The organism is Mucilaginibacter sp. cycad4, assembly GCF_034263275.1.
Lineage (GTDB): Bacteria > Bacteroidota > Bacteroidia > Sphingobacteriales > Sphingobacteriaceae > Mucilaginibacter.
Map to the genome: position 1 here is coordinate 3,467,203 of NZ_CP139559.1, position 22,484 is coordinate 3,489,686.

At 43.4% G+C, this 22,484-nt stretch carries 16 protein-coding genes; 4 read left to right on the forward strand and 12 right to left on the reverse strand.

Annotation, left to right across the window (positions count from 1 at the left end; genetic code table 11):
• Positions 1-2: 2 nt before the first annotated feature.
• Both SNE26_RS13950 and SNE26_RS13955 read right to left on the reverse strand, forming a co-directional pair.
• Entirely contained in the window at positions 3-2,963 is a 2,961-nt protein-coding gene (locus tag SNE26_RS13950; protein WP_321559950.1) for a two-component regulator propeller domain-containing protein, read from the reverse strand.
• Between the two features lie 122 nt (positions 2,964-3,085).
• On the reverse strand, positions 3,086-3,553 hold the full coding sequence (locus SNE26_RS13955; protein ID WP_321559951.1) for a nuclear transport factor 2 family protein: 468 nt from the start codon (positions 3,551-3,553) through the stop codon (positions 3,086-3,088).
• 287 nt (positions 3,554-3,840) lie between these two features.
• Here SNE26_RS13955 and SNE26_RS13960 point away from each other — a divergent pair, with 287 nt between their 5' ends.
• The gene (locus SNE26_RS13960) at positions 3,841-5,658 is read left to right on the forward strand and encodes an ATP-binding protein (RefSeq protein WP_321559952.1); all 1,818 of its coding nucleotides are present in this window, start codon (positions 3,841-3,843) and stop codon (positions 5,656-5,658) included.
• Positions 5,659-5,734: 76 nt separating this feature from the next.
• Here the strand turns inward: SNE26_RS13960 and SNE26_RS13965 are convergent, their stop codons facing one another.
• Positions 5,735-6,130, reverse strand: coding sequence for a VOC family protein (locus tag SNE26_RS13965; RefSeq protein ID WP_321559953.1), 396 nt, complete (start codon positions 6,128-6,130; stop codon positions 5,735-5,737).
• 131 nt (positions 6,131-6,261) lie between these two features.
• Here SNE26_RS13965 and SNE26_RS13970 point away from each other — a divergent pair, with 131 nt between their 5' ends.
• Complete coding sequence (locus tag SNE26_RS13970) at positions 6,262-6,435, forward strand: hypothetical protein (RefSeq protein ID WP_321559954.1); 174 nt, start codon at positions 6,262-6,264, stop codon at positions 6,433-6,435.
• 93 nt (positions 6,436-6,528) lie between these two features.
• Positions 6,529-8,202 (forward strand): patatin-like phospholipase family protein, encoded by a 1,674-nt coding sequence (locus SNE26_RS13975; RefSeq protein ID WP_321559955.1) that lies wholly within the window; start codon positions 6,529-6,531, stop codon positions 8,200-8,202.
• Positions 8,203-8,260: 58 nt separating this feature from the next.
• On the opposite strand, the gene fabF is transcribed toward SNE26_RS13975, so the two are convergent.
• Both fabF and SNE26_RS13985 read right to left on the reverse strand, forming a co-directional pair.
• Positions 8,261-9,505 carry a beta-ketoacyl-ACP synthase II gene (gene fabF / locus SNE26_RS13980; RefSeq protein ID WP_321559956.1) on the reverse strand — a complete coding sequence of 415 codons (1,245 nt, stop codon included), beginning with the start codon at positions 9,503-9,505 and terminating at the stop codon, positions 8,261-8,263.
• A gap of 166 nt (positions 9,506-9,671) precedes the next feature.
• Entirely contained in the window at positions 9,672-10,514 is an 843-nt protein-coding gene (locus SNE26_RS13985) for an isocitrate lyase/phosphoenolpyruvate mutase family protein (RefSeq protein WP_321559957.1), read from the reverse strand.
• A 143-nt stretch (positions 10,515-10,657) separates the two neighbouring features.
• Here SNE26_RS13985 and SNE26_RS13990 point away from each other — a divergent pair, with 143 nt between their 5' ends.
• Positions 10,658-11,284, forward strand: coding sequence for a chloramphenicol acetyltransferase (locus SNE26_RS13990; RefSeq protein ID WP_321559958.1), 627 nt, complete (start codon positions 10,658-10,660; stop codon positions 11,282-11,284).
• A gap of 349 nt (positions 11,285-11,633) precedes the next feature.
• Here SNE26_RS13990 and SNE26_RS13995 read toward each other — a convergent pair whose 3' ends face one another.
• From SNE26_RS13995 to SNE26_RS14025, 7 genes are all read right to left on the reverse strand, one after another.
• A complete protein-coding gene (locus tag SNE26_RS13995; RefSeq protein WP_321559959.1) occupies positions 11,634-12,929 on the reverse strand; it encodes a DUF885 domain-containing protein in 1,296 nt (431 codons plus the stop codon).
• Between the two features lie 98 nt (positions 12,930-13,027).
• On the reverse strand, positions 13,028-13,462 hold the full coding sequence (locus tag SNE26_RS14000) for a CBS domain-containing protein (RefSeq protein ID WP_321559960.1): 435 nt from the start codon (positions 13,460-13,462) through the stop codon (positions 13,028-13,030).
• 198 nt (positions 13,463-13,660) lie between these two features.
• On the reverse strand, positions 13,661-15,136 hold the full coding sequence (locus SNE26_RS14005; protein WP_321559961.1) for an arabinan endo-1,5-alpha-L-arabinosidase: 1,476 nt from the start codon (positions 15,134-15,136) through the stop codon (positions 13,661-13,663).
• A gap of 236 nt (positions 15,137-15,372) precedes the next feature.
• Positions 15,373-16,929: a RagB/SusD family nutrient uptake outer membrane protein gene (locus tag SNE26_RS14010; protein WP_321559962.1), complete on the reverse strand. Its 1,557-nt coding sequence runs from the start codon at positions 16,927-16,929 to the stop codon at positions 15,373-15,375.
• Positions 16,930-16,957: 28 nt separating this feature from the next.
• Positions 16,958-20,305, reverse strand: a complete 3,348-nt coding sequence (locus SNE26_RS14015) for a TonB-dependent receptor (RefSeq protein WP_321559963.1) — start codon at positions 20,303-20,305, stop codon at positions 16,958-16,960.
• Between the two features lie 160 nt (positions 20,306-20,465).
• Positions 20,466-21,548, reverse strand: coding sequence for a FecR family protein (locus tag SNE26_RS14020; RefSeq protein WP_321559964.1), 1,083 nt, complete (start codon positions 21,546-21,548; stop codon positions 20,466-20,468).
• Positions 21,549-21,603: 55 nt separating this feature from the next.
• Positions 21,604-22,227: an RNA polymerase sigma-70 factor gene (locus SNE26_RS14025; RefSeq protein WP_321559965.1), complete on the reverse strand. Its 624-nt coding sequence runs from the start codon at positions 22,225-22,227 to the stop codon at positions 21,604-21,606.
• Positions 22,228-22,484 lie beyond the last annotated feature (257 nt).

Sequence of the window (22,484 nt, forward strand, 5' to 3'; positions counted from 1 at the left end):
GCTTAATTACTTAACTGGTTTTTACTAAATTTTAACGTTACTGAAGTACCCTTGCCTGCTTCCGAATTAATGAGCAGCATTGCATTGATCCGTTTGGCGCGGGCATTAATGTTATTGATCCCCCGCCCCCGGTGTGCTATGCTGCTGTCAAATCCTTTGCCATCGTCTGTAAGCTTCATTGCTATCGCGTTTTTATCGCTTTGGTCAAGCTCAAAAATTACATGTCCGGCATCAGCATGTTTAAGGATGTTGTTTAACAGCTCCTTAAATATCATGGTGATGTTACGACTGTATTCCATGGGCAGTTTTATCAGCTGGATATCTTCATCAACGGCAGCAAACTCAAAATCAACCGGCACATCATGAAAAACCTCTATCCCTATCTCGCGGATATGGTTAAGTGTTTCATACAGGTTATCGCTTTTAGGGTCGAGCGCCCACAGGATATCCTTTGTACCGTTGTATAATGATGCTGCGTTTTGCTTGATTTGGTCAACAATTCCGCGCTGATCTGCCTGCTCTTTATCTATTTTGGCATTCAGTATTTCTGATAAGACAGTGATCCGGGTTAATTTGTTACCCAAATCGTCATGAAAATCTTCGGCTGTTTGCTGGCGGATCTTTAGCTTCTCTTCCCGCTTCATGGCTTCAATTGCCTTTTGACGTTTTATTTTACGCTGATGCACTAAATTTTGCACACCGAAACCAAGCAGTACCAACAATATAATGGCTAATAACCTGAAGGTAAAAGTTTGATAAAAAGGCGGAACGATCACAAAACTGAAGCTGGCCATCTTTGGCGATACCTGCCCGTCGGGGCTTATGGCTTTTACCCTGAAGGTATAGGTACCCGGCGGCAGTGAAGGATAATTGACCACATTATTACGCATGGGCGAGCTAAAAGCACTATCCAGCCCAACCAGCTTATACTGGTAAGATACCGCATCTGGGTTTTTGAGGTAAACGCCAAGAAAAGATATCGACAAATGATTTTGATTATGTTTAAGCTCGGCCCAGTCATTAAGGTCGATAGAGGATCGTTTTTCGCCGTCCTCCTTCATCAGCTGTACCGATTTGATGAACACATGCGGCGGCGGCGAAGGAACCATTTTTGTCATGGTATTATACACCATAACAGCCTTGGTAGTACTGATCCAAACCTCGTGCCCACGGTGCATAATAGCATTTTGGTTGGCCTCTACCACAGGTTCTTTTGAGCCTATGTTGTCAATTACCCAAAAAGTTTTCTTTGCAGGGTTGTACTGCATCCGGTTAATTCCCCTGCCGGTGCCCATCCAAAGGCGGCCGCGTTCATCAGCAGCAAGGCTGTAAATACTGTTGGCCTTGAGGCCATCATCAACATTATAAATATTAACAGCCCCGGTTGTCATATCCCAGGTGTATAAACCGCTGTCGTCGGTACCTACCAGCAGCAGGTCACGGTACCGGATCATGCTGTAAACTGCCGTAGCCGGGAACGATTTAAGTTTAAAACCCGGAACTATCTTTTTATTTACGGTCAGCATAACACCGTTTTGAGTACCTATCAAAACAGAATCACGCCCCAAACTAAGCATTGAAGCCGTATAAGGGGGCATACCTTCCAATTGTTTCAATTCGCCGTTCTGATAATAGAAACAGCCCATTGACGTACCCAGCCATATAGTGCCACTATCATCGGCAGTAATAAAATTACAGGCAAAAGATGAACTGTTTTTTACCTGTCTGAAACCGTTTTTATCATACTGCCATAAACCGGTTTGCCCGGTGCCAATCCAAACGGTGCCGTTTTTATCAGTATACAAACTCTGCACACCCTTTAAATATGGCGAACCGGTTGGTACGGGCACTTCGCTGGTTCTTTTCCCATCATAGCGCAAAAGACCGGCCCCATCAATCCCCATTAAAACATTATTGTTCCAGTCCTGGGTTACCGACATTACAATTTTGGATTCAGGAATGCCCTGTGTACGGTCAAAAACAGTATATCTGTCGCCTTCGCAGCGGTAAAGGCCATTGCCAAGGCTGCCCAGCCACAGGTTTTTATCGGCATCAAAATAAATATCAGGAATAGAGTTATCGGTAAGGCCGTTTGATGAGTTATAGTGGATCACACCGTCACCCATAATACAATAGGCTCCGTTATCGGTACCCAGCCAAATGTTGGCATCGGCGTCCTGCTCAATGCACAACAACTGACCTTTTATTTTTTCAGTAATATTTTTTATATCCAGCGGTTTAGCCATACCGTTCCTGGCACATAACAAGGCCGAGCGGGTTAAAAGATAGGTTTTGCTTTTATCAAAACGGTCGAAAAAAATCCTTTTGATAATTTGCTCATTATATTGCGGATCAATGTCAATTACATGTTCCCATTTTTGTGCTTTAAGATGATAAATACCTTTTTTGTAAGCAGACACGTATAGCGAACCTGCGCTATTAACAGCCAAACTGGTAATAAAAATATCGGGATCATCATTAATGGGCACATGCTGCATTTTATCATTTTTCACCCTGAACAGCATCCCGGCAGCTGTTACCCAGATAGTTCCCTCTCCATCCTGGGTTATGTTGCCTACAAAAGAGCGTTTCACCGGTATATCCGGTTTATACCTTATAATCCGGCCGTTATAAAGCCGTGCAAGCCCGTTCATTGTGCCAAACCAGGTACAGCCGCCTTTATCCGAAAAAATGGTAGCAACATAGTTATCCGGCAAACCTGTTAAGCGGGTATATGCGGTAAAATCCTTTCCATCAAAACGGCAGGCCCCTCCAAAGGTACCTATCCAAAGGCGATGGTCGGTATCCATGGATAGCTTGTTTATTTGCGACTGGATGAGCCCATCCTCAATATCATAGTGCGCAAAAATGTATTTCTGTGCATTGGCCCGGCCTGTAAACAACAGCATACCTGCCAGGGAACACAAAAGCAGAAAAACGGGGAAACGCGATAGCTTATTCAATTAAAAACGCAAATTAAATCACCTGTATGGGGGTACAATTAAAAAGTTAAATTAAAGCTAATTAAAATAAAAAAAATCACCCCAATAGGGTGATTAATTATTATCAGTTAAGGGAGTAAATTTTAATTTTTAGCTACTACAGAATTGTCGTTGTTTAAAGGCGTTTTTATGTCTTCAAACATTTTGCATACCTGGGTAATTTTCCAGTCCTGCCGGTCATTTTTCTCGATGATCAGGTAATCATGCTGTGTACAGTTTTCGTAGTTGAAATCAACCCTGGCAATTACCATGGCATCGCTTTTGGCAAGCACCTCATAACCCGACTGGCAATTTTGCCGGGTACCGGCATCCTTTTTCATCATGCTTACCAGGTCGTCCTTTTCCTGTACAAGCACCTTTTCGCCGCGGGGTATTTTTAAAACAGAATTGTCACTCATTATTGATTTTAATTTTTTAAAGTTGGAGGTCATGTGGCTGTCAATGAAATCGCGGATCACGCTGGCGTATCCTGTTTCGGCGGCCGGACGGCCGTACATGGTGCTGGCAGATAATAACCCTACTATGCATGCCAATAAAAACTTATTTTTCATTTGTGATATTTTTTTGATCAAATGTGGGCAGGCTTTGATCAAAAAAATGTGCCTATCACACCTAAGCAACGCAGCCGCGCCCGGTCATACAGCAAGCCGGTGTCTTTCGCCTATAAAGGTCATTTTTTACACTTTTTGAGCAGATTTGCAATTAATTTGAAAATCTGTGCAGATAATTCTTTAATTATCGATAAACCATAGCAGAACTGGCCCTGCATATTTAAATCTGTACGAAAATATTTTTATTTTTGAAAAGCATCTTTTACCGAATAAAACCACGCCGTAACTTGGAACCTACTGAAAACTTTTTTCGAAGCATTATTGAGGCCTCGCCTTTTCCGGTGTATATGTGTATGGGGCAGGATAAGCTCATTGCCATAGCCAATGATGCTACCTTAAAAGCATGGGGAAAAGATAAGTCAATAATTGGGAAACCTTTTGACGAGGCGCTGCCTGACCTTGTAGGCCAGCCTTTCAGCAGCCTGATTGGCGAAGTATACCGTACCGGCGAAACTTACTATGGCAACAATGCACCGGCCGAATTTTTAATTAACGGCAAACGGCAAATAAATTATTATAAGTTTACCTACCAGGCTGTACGTAACTCACGCGGTAAAATAGTTGGTGTTATTTGTTTTTCGACCGATGTTACCGAAATTGAACATGCCCGGCAGGCCATGGAAGAGAGCAGGCATACCTTGTATAACATGGTGAGGCAGGCCCCCGTTGGTATTTGCATCATAAACAGCGATAACCTGGTAATTGAAGTAGTTAATGACTCCTATCTTGAGCTTGTAGGCCGTAAACGTACAGAAATGGAAAACCGGGGCGTTTGGGAAGCCATACCCGAAACTGCCGAATTATATGCCCCCGTAATGGATAACGTTATTGAAACAGGGCAACCGATTACTGCCAAGGAGCACAAATTGTTGCTTGTACGCAATGGCGTACCCGAAATGGTATTTATTGATTTTGTTTATGAACCTGTGAAAGGTTTTGACGGTGAGATAAGTGCCATCATGGTAATTGCTATTGATGTAACTGAAAAAGTTTTTGCACGCCGCAAAATTGAGGAAGCCGAAGAAAGGGCCAGGCTGGCCGTTGAAGCTGCCGAAATAGGTACCTTTGATCTTGACCTGGTTACCGGCGAGATACTTACATCTGAAAGGTTTAACATTATTTTTGGAGTTGGCCGTGATGTCCCCCGCGATTTATTTTTGAAAGCACTGCACCCTGATGACCTTGAATTACGCAATAATGCTCATAAAACCGCGCTTATTACCGGAAAACTATTTTATGAGGCAAGGATTATCTGGCCCAATGGCTCTTTACGCTGGATCAGGGCACAAGGCAAAGTTTATTACGGATCAATAAACAAACCGTTGCGCATACTGGGCACCTTACTTGATATTACCGAATTTAAACACCTGCAACAACAAAAAGACGATTTTATAAGCGTTGCCAGTCACGAGCTAAAAACACCGATGACATCCATCAAGGCATCGATGCAATTGCTTGACAGGTTGATCAAGGTTGATCCTTCATCTGATAAGATCCCCCAGTTTATCAGCCGCGGCAACAGCAGCTTGAATAAAATGCAGCAACTGGTTGATAGCTTGCTTAATGTTTCAAAAATTACCGCCGGGCAACTTGCCCTTCATAAAACACGTTTTTTGGCAGCACAAATGATCAATGAATGCTGCGACCATGTGAGGCTTGCGGGTACGCATGAACTTGAGCTTACAGGCGACACCGATCTGGAACTATACGCCGACAGGCAACGGATAGACCAGGTTGTTGTTAATTTTGTAAACAATGCGGTTAAATATGCGCCCGACAGCAACCGGATAGTCATCAATATCAGTAAACAGGGCAACATGGCCAAAATATCGGTACAGGATTTTGGCAGGGGCATTCCCCCGGAAAATATTCCGCATTTATTTGAACGCTACTATAGAGTTGATACCTCGGGCATTCAATACTCTGGTCTTGGACTCGGCTTGTATATCAGCGCTGAGATCATTGAACTTCATGGCGGCGAAATGGGCGTTGAAAGCGAAGTGGACAAAGGCAGTACCTTTTGGTTTACAATACCATTAAATTGAAATTATATAAAAGCTAAAAGCAGAATGCCCAAAGGCGAATAAAGATGGTAAAGCCCTACATATTATTGGCCCAGCTTCATCCGCCTGCAACAAACGGATTATAACAGATTTCCCAGCAATTCCCTTCCGGATCGGCAATAAAACCGGCATAACCGCCCCAAAAAGTTTCAGCCGGATGCTTCAGGATTTGTACTTCTGCCTGCCTCAGTTGGGCTATTTTGGCATCAACATCAGCTTTTGAAGCCAGATTTATAGTAAGATAAAAACGATTGCTCCCGGCATTATTGCTTATATTTGTGTATGCTGCAAAAAGCAGCTCATCGCAAAGGGTAAGCACCAAATTATCAAGCTTTAACATTATTACCTTTTCATTTTCGGCAAGGGTCTGCCATCCGAATTTTCCGGTATAAAATGCTTTGCCTAAAACAAGATCTTTAACAGCAAGGGTAATGGCGGTTACATGGGCCTGCATAGCGTAATTGTTTTTGTTGAAGCTTTTTTATCCCCAAAATCCGGGTTGATCGACATGTTTTATTTCGCACTCAAATTTAATCGCCAGTTAATACAGCCCGGTTAAATTTAAGGTGAGCCAAATATATAAACATGCAGATCAATTATTTCATAGTAGCCACTGTAATAGCCATGTTAATAGCATTAATGATATGGATAGTTAAAACCGACCGCAAAGACGAAAAAGACTTTGAGCGACAGATCATTGACCGGGAACTTAAACCCAGGGAACACCCAAAGCCGCAAAAAGCCGATAAAGCCATGTGATCGGGTAAAACCCGCTATTAACTCACGTAGTTTCACGCATCATTTTATAAGATCCTTTTTTTAAATTTAACAACCCAACCTAATATCTATCTCATGGCAGCAGATAAAACTTCAGATCAGCAAGTATTTTATGTAGGACTTTGTATGGCCGGCGCCGTATCTGCCGGTGCTTATACAGCAGGAGTTATTGATTACCTGCTTCAGGCATTAACCGAATGGGACAAGCACCGCAATGAACCCGGCGTACCATCGCACAAGGTGCAGATCCCGGTAATGGGCGGCGCATCGGCTGGCGGCATGACCAGTATCATGGCGGCATCTTCCCTTAACAACCCGATAACCCATATCGACAAGCCATCGGGAGATATCTTAGCCGAACATCCCGAAAATAAACTCTACCACTCCTGGGTTGACCTTGTGCAGGCCGATATGTTCACAAAAATGCTGGATACCAGTGACATTAAAAGCTCGGGTGTAATATCGGCGCTTAATTCTGATTTTATTAATGATGTTGCCAAACGCGTAGTTGCTGCCGATCCTAAGCAATGGCAGCCGCTACCTGCTTATATTAAACCGGGTTTAAAGATTTTCACCACGCTTACAAACCTGCAGGGCTATGCCTATAATGTTCCGTTCAATTCGTCATCGCCGCAGCGTACCAAGTATAATATGCGTATCCATAATGATTATGCATGCTTTGAGCTTACCGAAAACGCCATCGCCGGACATAATGACGGCTGGATGCCGCTCGACCTCAAAAATAAAATCAACACGGATATAGCCGCCGACGCTGCCATGGCTACCGGTGCCTTTCCGGTTGGGTTACAATCAAGAATTGTTAAACGCGATGCCCAATATGTTAACAATAACCCGTGGCTAAGCAATTACTTAGCTAATAGCCCTATAGATGCCGGCGGTTATCAAACCCTGAATGTTGATGGTGGTATGATCAACAATGAGCCGTTTGATAAAGTACGGAGTGTTTTAGACGACCTTACCGGTCAGCCCAGTGTTGATTATAACAACTTTAACAAGTTTGTTTCAACCGTGCTGATGATCGAACCCTTCCCTACCCAACCGCCAAAACCAATTTCGCAATCACGGGCTATATCAAACGTGATTGGCTTAACATTGTCATCCATGCTATCGCAAATGCGCTCAAAAGCGGTTAATATTAAAGACGCTATGGACGAGGATTGCGCAGGCCAGTATCTGATCACCCCGTCGCGCAGAGTGGATGCACCCGATGGTACATCGACAGACCTGACAGGCGAACAGGCCATAGCCTGCGGTGCGCTGAGCGGGTTTAGCGGATTTTTAAATAAAGAATTCAGGGTGCATGATTTCTTTTTAGGCCGGCACAATTGTAAGATCTTTTTACGCGATTACTTTACCGTACCTGCCAAAGCACTTACAACCAATCCTATTTTTAAAGATGGCTATGCTCATGCCGACCTGGCCAGATTTAAATCGACCCAAAGCGATAGCTACCAAATCATCCCTGTATTTGAACAGGAGATCAAATTTCCCGATATTAAATTCAGTTCGGGTACCAACTGGCCTACGCTTAAAGAAAAAGATATCGACAGGTTTAGCAGCGGCTTAAAAGATCGCATCCAAACCATAATGCTTAATGTAGCTGATTTAGGCTGGCTTACCAAAAGTTTACTATGGATAGGCGCAAAAGTTATACTGAATAAAATGGTAACCAATAAAATTATGGTGGTGATAAAAGGCGAACTTAAAACCTGGAAGCTGTTGCCTTAGATAGTTTATAAAATTCAGACTTACGAAGTTTTTGAAACTTCGTAAGTCTTCAATTACTTTACACTGCCTTAAATACAACAATCCCATTATGCCCGCCGAAGCCGAAAGTATTGCTCATAGCTACTTTTACTTTATGGTCGATGGCATCTTTCAATACAAACTTTAAAGTATCCGGAATAGCAGGATCCAGAGTTGTGGTGTTGATTGTTGGCGGGATCACCTGGTTTTCAATTGATTTTATGGCTGCAATAGCTTCGATAGCACCGGCGGCACCCAGCAGGTGACCGGTCATGGATTTGGTTGAACCTATAATAGTATCTGTTGCTTTGCCTTTGGTAACTGCAAGCAGGGCGTTGATCTCAGAAAGATCGCCTACCGGCGTTGAAGTAGCATGCATATTCAGGTAGTCGACATCTTCAATACTTAAACCCGATTCGGTAAGCGCCTGCTGCATGGCACGGGCGGCACCTAATCCTTCCGGATGTGTGGCTGTCATATGGTATGCATCGGCGGTCATAGATGCCCCGGTTACTTCAGCATAAATATGGGCGCCACGGCTCACGGCATGCTCATAATCTTCCAACACCAAAGCACCGGCACCTTCGCCCATAACAAAACCATCACGATCGATATCAAATGGCCTTGAAGCGTGTTGCGGATCATTATTACGGGCCGACATGGCCTTCATCGAACTAAAACCACCAATTGAAGCTGGGGTAATAGGCGCTTCAGAACCACCGGTAACTATAACCTTAGCCTTACCCAAACGGATATAGTTAAAGGCATCCATAATGGCAGTATTGGAGGTTGCACAGGCCGAAACCGTGGTATAATTGATCCCCATAAAACCGTTGCGGATAGAGATCATACCAGATGCCATGTTGGAAATAAACTTCGGCACAAAAAACGGGCTGAACCGAGGTTGTCCGTTACCCCTGGCATATTCGGTTACCTGCTCTTCAAAAGTTTCCATACCACCTTGTCCGCTTCCCCAGATCACACCAACATCAAACGGGTCCATTTTATTAAAATCAAAACCCGAATCGCGGATAGCTTCATCAGAGGCTACCAATGCGTATTGGGTAAAGGTGTCGGTACGTTTTAATTCGGCCTTATCAAGGTGGTCTGTGATATTGAAATCTTTCAGTTCGCAGGCAAATTGCGTGCGGAACAAGGATGCGTCAAAACGGGTGATGGTGGCCGCCCCGCTTTTACCGGCAACTAAGTTTTGCCAATAAGTTTTTACATTATTTCCAAGCGGTGTTAAAGCGCCCAGACCTGTTATAACTACTCTGTTTAACATGATGGTTTTATTAAAATCGGCGCAAAGATATAAATATATACCATTTGGTATTTTGATATATCAATCCGAACAGGCTTTACCTACTGAATATTACCGGGTTATGGCAGTGACCAAAAGCCAAAACAGTTCAAAAACCAGCATGGTTAGGGATAGAAAAGAGATTGAATTATTTTCCGAAAATTTTATTTAATTCCAGATAAGGTACAGCGTCATCCACAAAATTATAACTACCCTTGCTTAACTCAACAGCTGCCCTTTGAAAAGCCCCTAAAGCAGCTCTTGCCAATGCCGAACCAAGACTTACCCTTTTTACACCCAGGTCGGCAAGTTCATGAAAACCGATGTCAAAACCTGCCGCGCCCAACACAATATTTACAGGTTTGGGTGCTACGGCTTTTACTACTTCGCTTATTTGTTCCCTTATTTTGAGGCCGGGCGCAAAAAGCACATCGGCACCAGCATCGGCATAAGCAACAAGCCGTTTTATGGTATCCTGCAGGTCTATTTTCCCGTGGATCATATTTTCGGCCCTGGCAGTTAGCGTAAAATGAAAAGGCAGGCTCCGCGCTGCTTTAACAGCTGCCTTTACCCGTGCAACAGAAAGCTCTAAATTATAAATAGGATTTTTATCATTACCCGTAGCATCTTCTATCGAACCGCCAACCAATCCCACTCCTGCTGCCGCCAAAATAGTTTCGGCACAAATCTCCGGCGTGTCACCAAAACCATTTTCTAAATCAGCAGCTACCGGCAAATGCGTTGCGTTGATAATAGCGCGTGCATTATCAAGCGTTTCATCGCGACTGATCAAGGCATGACCATCCGGCCGGCCAAGTGCGTAGGCCAACCCGGCGCTTGTGGTGGTAAAAGCTTCAAAGCCCAATCCTGTTAAAATTTTAGCCGAACCGGCATCCCATGGGTTAGGGATAATGAACAAGCCATCGCGCTCATGCAGGGCTTTAAAAACTTCGGCTTTTTGATGTTGGGGATTATTTAAGGAAGATGACATTTTGAGGCAGATTAGTTTGTTTCGAAATTAAGCTAAATATAACCTGTAGTCGTAAGTATTAAGTCAAAAAACAAGCTTTTGACTTAATACTTAGTACTTCTAACTTACGACTTAATATCCCTATTATTGCGGTGACAATAGTTATGAAACAAAAAGTAGATATTGAAAACTGGATCAGGAAAGAGCATTACAACTTTTTTAAACAGTTTGAAGAGCCCTATTATGGTGTAAACGTAAATGTTGATGTAACAGCCGCCTATAAGTTTGTTAAGGATAACGGGATCTCGTTTTTTCTTTATACCATGTACCAGTCCTTAGCAGCATCGCAAATTATTGAACCATTCAAGTACCGGATGGAGGGCGACGAAGTATTTATTTATGACCGGATTGATGCCAGTTCGACTATTCCGCGGGCTAACGGCACATTTGGATTTGGGGAATGGCCCTTTCATCCTTTGTTTGAAGATTTTAACCGCGAAGCCACCAAAGAAATAGAACGTGTACAAAGCAACAACCTGCTTGAACGCAAGGCTTTAAACAACGTGATCCGTTATTCTTCACTACCGTGGATCAACTTTACTTCGTTGTCGCACGCGCGCATGTTTTCATTTGCGGATAGCTGCCCCAAGGTTTCGTTCGGTAAAATGACCGGGCATCATGGTAAGCGCACCATGCCGGTATCCATCCATGTAAACCATGCTTTGGTTGATGGCATCCACGTGGGCCAGTATATTGATTGCTACCAGGAGTTGTTGAATAAAGGGATTTAGACTAACATGAAACAGCGCAGAAGTTGCATACCTCCGGCACGCTAAATCTGTCAGAGCCTAATTTACTACAAACCTTTAGCACCTCTGCTGCTGCCTTTAGACACTACTGCCTGCAGGCATCTTTTTATTAATAGAAAAAATGTCATTTCGACGAACCAAGAGTGAGGATTGTGCGCCTGAGGTGAGGAGAAATCTGCTACACCCTGCTTTTACAGGTATGGTTGTAGAGCCTAATGCAGAAGATTTCTCTTTCGCTCCACCACCCAACCCGCCTCCTGCTCTATCGTATGACAATTTTTTTAAATGTGCACACGGTAGCCTTAAACAACTAACTTGCAGAGCAAAAGATTTAACTCTTTTTAAACACGTTTTCCTTCACCATAAACAGCGGCAGCGAACCGTGGTCAAGCACGCGTGAATGAAAATCCCTGTTGCTAAATTGGGCACCTTGTTTTTGCTGCAATTGCTCTTTCCAGTGCAGTATTTGTAATGCCCCATACTTGTAGGTAACCACTTGTGCCGGCCAGCGGCGCATGCGGGCAATCTCGCGCATGGCGATCTCATCCTGCCCGCGGATATTTTTTTTCCAAAAAGCCAGCGCCTGTTCATCTGTCCAGCCATAATAGTTCAACGCCACATCCAAAGGCACACGTACCGACCGCACAATATCCCACTCCCATTTGCCCAGCTCGTCATAAGGTGTTTTGTATACGCCAAGCTGTTTGCCCAACTCTTCGGTATAGGCACCCCAGCCTTCGGCGAAGCCCATATAATAAAACAACTGCTGCACTGCCGATGTTTTGGTTTGAGCCTCCATACTCGCCTGGTAATGATGACCGGGAACACCCTCGTGGATAAAAAGCCAGTCGACCTGCCGCTTATTGTATGGCTTATCAAAAAGATTGTAGTAAAACACATTATTATCGTAATAGCCGGGTGTTTGGGCCAGTTGCCTGCTTTCGCCTTTTACAATTTTTAGCGGCGCTATGTTGGTATTATCAAACAATTTGGGCATGTTGGCGTAAATGATCTCTTTGGTATTTTCGAAGGATTGCTGTACTGCCTTCGGGTCACTAATAAAAAAGGACGGATCATTGAGATGTTTATAAAAATCATCTTCGCTTAACCCGGTTTGCAGGCGGATAGCCTCGATATGCTTTTGAACGCGGGCCACTTCGGTAAGGCCAAACCGGTAGATTTCATCAGGTGTTGCGCTGGCGCTGGTCCAGCGTTTTAGCAGGTAGGCATACCAGGCTTTGCCGTTAGGGATAGTGATAATACCACCTGCGGGGATAGCGGCAGGCTTATTTTTTAACCAACCCTGCTCAAGTTTAATCCGCTCTAAATTAAGGCCGGTTTCATAGCTTATCAGCTGATAATCTACTTTTTCCGGTTCGGTGAGCTGATCTGCTTTGAAGGCCGATAAATCAGCCTTTACTTTTGTAAAAAAGGTTAACTGTTTTTGCACATCAGCAACGGTGCCGATGTGTTCTAATCCGCTTACGTAGCTTAACTCCAATTGGGGCAAATGCAATTCCGTATAGCCCGTTACAAAATCTTTGCAAAAAGCATCAAATGAAGATTGCTGACTAATAGGAGCAGAATAAAGAAAACTTAAACACAAACAAATAATAAGGGGCTTCATAAATAATGCAATGGTTAACAAACCTAATATTTGTTTTGATAATTTATGCGAAACAAATATCAGGTTAACCGTAGTCAGTAATTAAAAGCGTTTTCTGTTTATGTTGATTGAATGTAGCTGTGCAATTGCTCAATGGTTTCCCTTTGCGAGTAAATGGTTTCGTACACCACATCACTCATAGAAATGATACCACACAACTGATCTGCCGCATCAAACACCGGTAAATACCTGATATTGTTTTCGCTCATGATCAGCATGCATTCATCAACTGATGATTCGGGAGTGATCCTCGGGAAATTGGTACTTATAATTTCCCCGGCAGTGGTTTCGTCGGAGTGTTTACCCATTAAAATGATTTTACGGGAGTAATCCCTCTCAGTCATCAGGCCCATATACCTGCCATTTTCAGTTACCACTACCGATCCGATGTTTTTTTCGGCCATCAGTTTCAATACATTAAACACGGTGGTTTCGGCGGGTACTGCAGTAACGTTGTTCCCCTTGCGGGCCAGGATATGCTTTACACTTTTCATAAATACTCAGGTTAATTTGGTAAATTCAAGTTACGAATAAGTAACAGAAAAACAATCAATTGTGGAAAAGATTTTATGTTTCAATACATTATGCAATAATACCAGCTCTAAAAACATAACATTTATTGTGCTTTGCAATAAATAAAAAAGCCCCTCGGTACTTAAACCGAAGGGCTACCAACCTATATAAAAACAAACCTATTGTTTTCTCTTTCCCCAAATGGCGGTGCCATGGTTATCCAACCCGGTAAATATCAGGGTTGATGTTATTTTGTTTTCCCAGTCGCGCTCACGTTCAACTTTTATCTTGTAAGTGTCGCCGTTGCTGTATTTAAGCTCAAGCCATGGAGCGGTGAATGTCCATTTATCCGCCGCATTGCCATCAATAGTACCCGCAGCATCCAGTTTAAAGGTTGTTGAAACCTGGAAATCCGGATTGGTTTGCTCGGTACCATAACCTGGTACAATGTGGTAGTTCAGCGTGATCTTTTCATAGGTTCCGGCCACATCGGTCGACACTATTGCTGTCTGGGCGACATTGGCATATCGCTCAGGCGATACTATCGGCCAGCCATCAATTGTCCATGATATTTTACGAACGTGCAGGTCCATAAAATAGGAGTTGATACCCGGCCTGCCCTGGTGTGCCATATAATATTGCCCGCTGCCATTGTCAAACACCGCGCAATGGCCTGTACCTTGCCAGCCGCTTTGATTGGTGAATTGATAAGGCGCCAGGATCATTGGCCCATGATCCTCATCGGTATTAATGTCATGCCCGTTATAATCATAAAAGGGACCGGTCGGACTATCGCCCCGCCCTACCCTTACGTTATACTTGGTTTGCAGCCAGTCATAACTGATAAACAGGAAATACTTTTTCAGATCGGGATTATAGATCACCTCGGCGCCTTCAATGTTACCATTGTATTTGCCGCCGGTAAAGCCGCGGTTAGCTATGCGCTTGCCCTTATCGCCAGAATTGGCCGCTAAACCGGTTGAAGGATCAAGTTTCAGGATATAGATCCCATCCCAGGCCGAGCCGTAGTACATATACTGCTCGCCGCTTGTTGTGGTAATTACTGTTGGGTCGATGGCGTTAGTTTGGATACTGGCATCATTAGCCGATGTTACCACGAGACCTTTTTCCGTCCAGGGTCCTTCAGGCGATGAAGCCGTCGCCATACCGATAACACTCAGGCGCGCCACGGGCGATGAAAGCGAATAATACAATCTGTACTCTGAACCTACCTTCATAACATAAGGTGCCCATAAGGCGTTGTAAGGCGTGCCGCCTTTACCCGTAATATAGGCGGCCCCCTGCGCCGGTAATGACGAAAATACCCAGCCCACATATTCCCACTGCACCAAATCCTTCGACCTGCGGATTTGCAAACCCGACCGTACATCGGTACCAAAAGCCACATCGGTGCTATAGCAGTAATAATAATCGCCAAACTTTTTAATGGACGGGTCATGCACGTTATACACCGTCCATTTAGGGTAATACGTAAACGCCGCTATATCTGCATAAGTATCACTGATACTATTGATATCAAACGTTGTTGTTACCGGTGTAGTAGTAGTATCCGTTTTAGCTGGCGTAGGTGTTTCCTTTTTTGAGCAGGAAAACAGTACCGTTGCCAATGCCGTTATTAAGTATAGATTTTTCATAATCAGCCCCTCTAAATCTCCCCCGGAAGGGAGACTTTCTTTATTTGTTTATTTATTAACTAATCTTCGCGAAAAGCGCCGGATTGTGCGATTCCCGTCTTGAGAGAGGTGGAGGGGTGTGTTTCTGCTTTAATAATCGCACGCATAACACACCCCTGCCACAACCTTTACCCGTCGTGTGCCCTCTCGTCAAGGGATTTTAAAAGCCCTCCCCTTCCGGGGAGGGTTGGGTGGGGCTAATACCCCGCATTCTGCACTAAACCAACATTGGTTTGTACCTCGGTAAGCGGTATCGGTAAATACTCCTTACCTGCGGTGTAAGTATTAAATTCAGGGTCGCGGGCTTTTAGCCAGGCCAGTTTAGTTGGATCCTGTAACCAGCCCCAGCGACGGATATCATCAAACCTGTGGCCTTCCAATGAAAACTCCAGGAAACGTTCGTGACCTATCTGCTCACGCATCTCAGCCTGGCTCATGCCTGGTTTTACTGTGGCCAGATTTGGCAAACCAACACGGCTGCGCACCCGCTGGATGTATTGATAAGCATCGTTTGTCTGGCCCAATTCGTTCAAACACTCAGCGTACATCAGCAGTACATCGGCATAACGCATCAACCTTTCGTTAATACCCGATCTCCAGTCATACTCGTCGGCCTGGCCGCTATCGCCGTTTTCATACTTATGGCAAAACAGCGCATTTAATGACGAGCTGCCGGCGTAGCGGGCAGCAAAATCCTGGTTGTATAATTTTTCGCCGGGTTTATTGTAGTACATCGTTACATCCAAGCGTGGGTCAACGCCCCCGCTGGTTGTTTTTTCCTGCAGATATTCATTGTATAATGCAGGCGTTGGCTGTACATCGGTAAAACCAAAACTTGCTGCGCCAAAAGTGATAGCCCGGGCGGATGTACGGCCCCATCCCGATGACGGATCACCTCCCCAGCCCAGATCAGTACCGCCGGCATCCCTTGAAAACTGAACCTCAAAAATCGATTCGGAGTTGTTTTCATTATTGGCAAAAAAGTTATCGTAATAATTGGCCACCAGGCTATAGGTACCCATATCAATAACTGATTTGAACTCGGCAGCCGCCTCGGCATATTTCTTAGTGAACAGATAAGTTTTACCCAGGTATGCTGCCGCAGCACCTTTTGTAGCGCGGCCGGTTTGCCCATCGGGAGATAAACCAGTATAGGTTGTTGGCAGCATGCCTTCAGCAGCTTTAAAATCGCTGATCACCTGCGCCCAAACAACATCCTGTGGTTGCTGTTTCTGGAAATAATCGGCGCTTGATGCAGCTGGAAGCAATGGCATCGGCACGTTTTTATAAAAATCGGCGAGGTGGAAATAGTACAGTCCACGCAGGAAATATGCTTGTCCTAATACGCGTTTCTTTAGTTCAGCATCCATGTTAATATCCGGCACATATTTCAGCACCTCGTTTGCGCGCAAAATGCCCTGGTAGTAGGCAGTCCATGAAAACAGCACGCCATCTCCTGTGCTCTGCATGTTGAATTTACCCATGTTATAGATCTGGTCCCAGGGGCTGTAGCTTGTAGCGTCATCGCCCCTTGTATTTTCAACTATCGGCGAAAAGCGCATGTATGAACCATCAATAATTAAACTGCCGTATACGGCGTTTATCCCTTTTACAGCGTCGTCGGCAGTTTTCCAGAATGTTTGGGTGGTTTGCGCGTTAGGGTTTACCGTATCCAAACTACCTTTTTTACAACCCATTACAAAAGCCGATAGTACCAGGCCGGTAACTACGGTCTTTTTAAATATATTTTTCATTATACTAATGTTTAATGTTTATCAATAATTATAAGCCAACCTGTAAACCAACCAGCAAAGTGCGCGGGTTAGGGAACGAACCGTAGTCGAAACCACGGTTAATGGTACCATCGTTAATAAAATCAGGATCGTAACCTTTGTATTTGGTTATGGTATAAAGGTTTTGGCCCGACAAATAGATCCTTACACTCCTGAACACATGTGTGCGGTTTAATACTGATACCGGCAAAGTATAACCCAATTGCGCAGTTTGCAGGCGGGCATATGAGGCACTTTGAATAAACCTGTCAGAATTGCGGTTATTGGCATTAGGGTCGCCGATTATCGGACGCGGAACGTTGGTATTGGTATTGCTTGGTGTCCAGTAGTTCAGCTCATCGGTGCTGGCATTGGTATATTGGCCAGTCATTAAAGCCTGGTATACACCGTTGGCAATTTTACTGCCGTAGTTACCCTGTATAAATATTGATGCATCAATATTTTTATAGTTGGCGCTAAAGTTGAAGCCATAGTAAAGTTTTGGTATAGCGGAACCTAAGTAAACACGGTCGTTATCATTGATGATGCCGTTATGATCGGTATCAACAAATTTAACATCACCGGGAGCGGCGCCGGTTTGGGTGGCGTGGGCGGCTACATCAGCTGCATCTTTAAAAATGCCTTCAGTTTTAAAGGCGTATAGTTGACCTACTTCTCCACCTACTGCTGTTTTGCTGTACGCACCATATATCGGATTACCGCCATTGCCTAATGATGTTACCTTGTTTTTAACAGTAGAAGCATTTGCGCTTATGGTATAGTTAAACGGCCCTGTGTCCTTACTGCGATATGTTACCGTAAACTCGATACCTTTATTGGTAAACGAGGCGGCATTAACAAGCGGCGTATTAATTGCCCCTACTGAAGGCGGAATAGGCACCCCTAACAATACACCGGTAATTTTATTGATATAATACTCAGATGAAAATGCAAGCTGATCATGGAACAAACTTAAATCAAGGCCAATGTTAGTTGTTTTTTTACCCTCCCATTTATTGGTTTGGTCAAACACCTGGGTTTGCGTTGTTCCCGTGGCAAGTGTATTACCAAACACATAACTAGCGTTTCCATTTACAATGGTTTGGTAAGGATATGGATTAGATAACGCATTGATGTTACCCAATATTCCGTACCCGGCTTTAAGTTTTAACTGCGTAATAACCTCTGGCAGGTGGATAAATTTTTCTTTATTGATGTTCCAGCCTATGGATGCACCCGGGAAATTTCCGTAGCGATTTTTGGATGTAAGCTGCGAACTACCATCGCGTCTGTAGTTAAAGGTTAGCAGGTAACGGTCGTCATAATTATAATTAAGGCGCGCAAATATCGGAGAGTAAAATTTAGTAAGCGTGTTATTACTATAAGCTGTTTTATTGGCAGGATTACTTACATTATCCAGCGCGAACAAGTACGGCTGTGGCAAATTTAATGCAACACCTGTTAAATTACTGTTAGCATTTTTTTGATACGCTGTACCGGCAAGTATCTCGAAATTATGTTTGTTTACATTTAGCTTATAGCTCAGCGTGTTTTCTATCAGCTGGGTATAATAATTACCCCGGGCATCACTATAGTAGGCTGTTGTGTTTGGATAAAACCAGCCCAGATCATAAATAGGGTCAAAGTATGTGTTTCTAAAATCGTTGCGATCATAACTTCCGCTAATGCGGTATTTCAGATTTTTAAGTATATCTACCTCCATCCAGGCTGATGCCAGCATGCGGTTACGCTGCCCTGTGCTGTTCAATAAATTATTTACGCCAATAATGTTAAGGGAAATAGCCCTTTGCGTGTTTTGATCAACACCGCCGTAACCGCCAACACGGTTAGGGTCATAGATAGGCATAGTTGGGATAGCCGTTACCAGGTCAACTATCTGATTGCCGGTACCATGTAAATGCGGGTACGCCAGGTTGTTATAATCACCTTCTGTATAAGCAAATTTGGTACCGAAGGATACAATGCCTTTTTTACCCTGGATATTACCGCTCAGGTTATAACGCGTATACGACGGTCCGGATACTGTTGTACCGGTTTGGTTAAAATAATCAAAAGCAACATTATAACTCATGTTATCGTTACCTCCCGATAAGCCCAGGTCATGGCTTTGGGTATAGCCTGTTCTGAAACCAGATTTTTGCCAGTCGGTATTTACATTGCTGATGAATTTGCTTGATGATGGGTCATTGCCCGGCGCTAATGACAAACCTGCATTAGTTTCAGCGGCATTAACAATTTGCTGGTAACCTACCCTATCGGTAACGGATAACGTTTTAGGATTTTTTTGAAAGCCCGCGTAACCATTATAGTTGATTTTCATGGGACCGTTCTTGCCTTTTTTGGTAGTAATGATAACTACACCATTAGCGCCACGAAACCCATAAATTGCACCGGCAGATGCATCCTTAATCACTTGTAAACTTTCGATATCAGTATTTGGAAAATCAAAAGGCTCAAATGTTGGCACGCCATCAATTATAAATAATGGGTTATTGCTATTTAATGAGCTTACACCACGGATGCGGATAGAAACACCTTCCCCCGGAACACCAGATCCGTTTACCTGTACGCCTGCTACCTGGCCCTGCAGCGCTCTTGCAACATCGGGTGTTACACGCTTGTTGGCATCCTTAAGGTTTACTACAGTAACAGAACCGGTAAGATTTTCCTTTTTCTGCGTGCCATAACCCACCACAATTACTTCATTTAACGAGTTGGATGCAGCCTTTAACTGTACATTGATCAACGAGTTGCCGCTAACTGTTATTTCCTGCGTGGCATAGCCAACAAACGAAAACACAAGCACCACGCTACTGGCATTACCATCGGGTATATTTAAAGTATAACGTCCCTGCAAATCGGTTTGAGCGCTGACGTTGGTGCCCTTTACCTTCACGGTAACGCCAGGCATGGGCAGGTCAGACTCGTCGGTAACTTTACCGCTCACAGCGCCCGGGGCCATGGCCTTGCCCTTTTCGGTAAGGATAACCAGGTTATTGTCACTCAGCGTGTAACCGAGGTTGGTATTGCTAAGTACAGCTTTCATCACCTCTTCAAGCGATGCATCTTTTGTATTTAAACTGGCCTGCACGTCGTTTTTTAACAACATGTCATCGTTATACAAAAAGCGATAGTCAGATTTTTTTTCGATCTCCTTAAGCGCCTTTTTTAAAGGTATGTTTTGGAAATTTACGTTGATCTTTGTCTGACCATATCCTTTTGAAAACGCCTGCAACGAGGAGACGAGGACCAGGATAAGGATAAATTTACACATAAGAAGTACTTTCAAAAATTGGTTCAGCCGCAATGGGTTAATGCGGTGTTCATTTTTTTTCATAATTTAGCATTAAGGTTATTTTAACTATTTGGTTTATAGAAGGACTGGTAGTTAACTTGTACCACATTATAATGGGGGGATGCGGGAACATCTTCCCATTTTTTATGGTTTAAGATTTGATACTTATGTACGCATAGGCTATTTCATAAAGGTTTATTAATTAATAAATTACAATTTGGTTAGTGTCAATTTTATAACTGAACGCAGCTGTTTTTTGCAAGCTCAATAAAGCCTTGCTAATCGATTCTTTTTGAAATTTCCCCGTAAAACGCAGCTTTTTTACATCATCATTTTCAAAAACGATATTCACGTTATATCTGCGCTCCATTTTTTGAGCGATATTTTCAAAATCCTCGGCATCAAAGGCCAGTTTATTTTCGAGCCATAAAGCTTCAGACGGCAGCGTATCTTTTTTTGCCTGATGAATGCGGCTCAGTGCTATAAGTGGCGTCTCCTCGGCCACCTTAATTGTTGGAACATTATTTTTTATATGGAGCTCCTGATTATTGATTACCGTAAGTTTTTCTGAAGGGTTGAGGATGATCTTTTTTTCAGGATTTTTTAAAACGGTAAGTTCAATTTTACCACGGATGAGTGCGGCTTCGGATGTTTTATCATTTTTATACGAGCGCACATTGAATTTAGTACCTAATACCCTGATACTGATGGTTGGCGTGGTAACCACAAAAGGGCGCTGCGGGTCTTTAACCACGTCAAAAAAAGCTTCACCTACAAGGGACACCCGTCTTTGATCGGTGCCAAAATCATTGCTGTAGGTAAGTCTGCTGCCCATATTGAGCCAGACACGGCTACCGTCAGGCAGTTGAATTTTACTGATCCCGTTTTTAGGAGCAGTTATTTCATTTGACTTTCCCGGTGCAATAGTTTCTTTGCGGGTAAACCAAAAGATACCTAATATTAAACAGGCTGCGGCCAATAACGAGCCCATTTTAACGATCCTGGCTTTTTTCCTTTTAGTTTGAATGGCGATAACCTGCGCAGCCTCTTCAGCTTCCTTTGCTTCAATGGCATCAAGTTCGGCGTCAAAAGCATCCCATTTGCTCAGCAGTTTTTCATCCCCGGCGATTTGCTGATCATTTTTCCAGATCTCCTCCAGCTCATCCATCGGGTACATAATGGTATCCCCCTGTTGCTGTAACAGTTGCTCAAGTTCAAGTAACTCTTCGGGCGAAGCTTCACCATTTAACTTTTTACCAATAAGTATCCAGATGTTATTAATCATTATTTACGGCTCTATATATAAAGACTGTAAATAATCGGGATACCCCAGTAGGAAATTAAATATTTTTTGAAATTTTTTCGTGGCTAACTGTAACCGGCAATTTCTGGGCATCCTTTAACCCCAGCACAAGCGTTTTCAGGGCGTTGCCCATGTGGTATTCAACAGTTTTTATGGAGATATCGAGTAAATCGGCTACTTCACGATATTTCAGGTCGTCTTCTTTTATCAGCTTAAAAACAAGACGGCATTGGGCGGATAGTTTGCTTAATGTGGTATTGATCAGTTTGGTAAGGTCCTCGCAAACCAGCTTATCCTCCCCTGTTGCACTTGAATCGGCAACATCTATATGAACGTCATCAATATTCACGCTTTTTAGCTGATTTTTGGCGAGGCAGGTAAGTGATTTATTTTTTACCGATGTATAGCAGTAATAAGTAAAGTTATTGATTTCGGCCAACGATGCCCGGCGTGCCCACAGGTTCATAAAAACGTCGTTGGTGATCTCTTCGGCCAATTCATCCTGTTTTACCAGTGATTTTGCCAGGCCAAACAATTTACCATAATAAAATAAGTACAGCCTTTTAAAGGAAGCCCTGCTGCTGTTTAGAGCAATATCATTAAGCAAGTACTTAACTTCGGTATCCAACATTCCTTTATCGGTTATAATTACTTTTATCAAAACCCGAAACGGGTTAAGTATGGTTTAAATCAATATAATTGGTAATTGGCCTTCATTAAAGCGGGGTTATCACGCTAATGAAAATCTAAGGTATAAAATTATTTTAATTGTTCAAAAAACAATTAAAATAATTTTTCTATGATGATCTACTTACCAGTAACGGTTCATGCTAAATTGTTTTATATGCCTCAAACGACCGCTATAAGAGTAAATCATATTAATCTCAAATAAAATTCATATAAAGTTAAAATTAGCCT

What these genes read in the sequence shown, in the direction of transcription:
- SNE26_RS14015 (WP_321559963.1), bottom strand. Translation starts at nt 20,305, where the DNA reads ATGAAAAAAAATGAACACCGCATTAACCCATTGCGGCTGAACCAATTT.
- SNE26_RS13990 (WP_321559958.1), top strand. Translation starts at nt 10,658, where the DNA reads ATGAAACAAAAAGTAGATATTGAAAACTGGATCAGGAAAGAGCATTAC.
- fabF (WP_321559956.1), bottom strand. Translation starts at nt 9,505, where the DNA reads ATGTTAAACAGAGTAGTTATAACAGGTCTGGGCGCTTTAACACCGCTT.
- SNE26_RS14020 (WP_321559964.1), bottom strand. Translation starts at nt 21,548, where the DNA reads ATGATTAATAACATCTGGATACTTATTGGTAAAAAGTTAAATGGTGAA.
- SNE26_RS14000 (WP_321559960.1), bottom strand. Translation starts at nt 13,462, where the DNA reads ATGAAAAGTGTAAAGCATATCCTGGCCCGCAAGGGGAACAACGTTACT.
- SNE26_RS13975 (WP_321559955.1), top strand. Translation starts at nt 6,529, where the DNA reads ATGGCAGCAGATAAAACTTCAGATCAGCAAGTATTTTATGTAGGACTT.
- SNE26_RS13965 (WP_321559953.1), bottom strand. Translation starts at nt 6,130, where the DNA reads ATGCAGGCCCATGTAACCGCCATTACCCTTGCTGTTAAAGATCTTGTT.
- SNE26_RS13995 (WP_321559959.1), bottom strand. Translation starts at nt 12,929, where the DNA reads ATGAAGCCCCTTATTATTTGTTTGTGTTTAAGTTTTCTTTATTCTGCT.
- SNE26_RS14010 (WP_321559962.1), bottom strand. Translation starts at nt 16,929, where the DNA reads ATGAAAAATATATTTAAAAAGACCGTAGTTACCGGCCTGGTACTATCG.
- SNE26_RS13985 (WP_321559957.1), bottom strand. Translation starts at nt 10,514, where the DNA reads ATGTCATCTTCCTTAAATAATCCCCAACATCAAAAAGCCGAAGTTTTT.
- SNE26_RS14005 (WP_321559961.1), bottom strand. Translation starts at nt 15,136, where the DNA reads ATGAAAAATCTATACTTAATAACGGCATTGGCAACGGTACTGTTTTCC.
- SNE26_RS13970 (WP_321559954.1), top strand. Translation starts at nt 6,262, where the DNA reads ATGCAGATCAATTATTTCATAGTAGCCACTGTAATAGCCATGTTAATA.
- SNE26_RS13955 (WP_321559951.1), bottom strand. Translation starts at nt 3,553, where the DNA reads ATGAAAAATAAGTTTTTATTGGCATGCATAGTAGGGTTATTATCTGCC.